Annotated in this window: 1 protein-coding gene; it reads right to left on the bottom strand. The window is 45.0% G+C overall.

Annotated elements, in window-relative coordinates:
- Nucleotides 1-478 (bottom strand): DUF4176 domain-containing protein (locus HMPREF2628_RS10435; protein ID WP_180364278.1); only part of this gene is annotated, 478 nt, incomplete at both ends.

Below are 478 nucleotides of genomic sequence, written 5' to 3'. Positions count from 1 at the left end.
CTTCCTCCGTGTTTAAATACGGCTCATAATACCGAACAAAATCCTCACTGCGCATAAAAGCAGTCGATACTTGTTGCTGGGAGAGCTGTGTCGCACGTAAAACATCCTCTGTGAACTGACTTTCCCAGTCGTCACTATAGCCTTCAAAACGAAGCCGCTCAATCATCATGTTACTAACGAAAAAAGCATCCATTCCAGGCATCTCACCTAAAGGCCAGATGCGAGCCAAGTAGTCTACCACATAGTCATCAAATCCTTCTTGAAGAGGCATCTTGCGGCCTGAAATCGTAACGAGTGGTCCTGGTCCCTCCGCTAAGCTTTTCTGGAGTTCCTCTGGTAAGAGCTCCAAATCGAGCTCAACAACAGAACCTAAAGGATAAATAGGACTGTAGACACTGTCCACAATCCCCATGAAATCCTGTAAATCCGTGATGGAAAATAGTTGATCTAGTTGATTATAATGGATCTGAGCTTCCTG

This window comes from Streptococcus sp. HMSC063B03, assembly GCF_001836965.1.
In the GTDB taxonomy this organism is placed as follows: domain Bacteria; phylum Bacillota; class Bacilli; order Lactobacillales; family Streptococcaceae; genus Streptococcus; species Streptococcus pneumoniae_F.
This window is presented reverse-complemented; position numbering and strand designations above follow the sequence as displayed.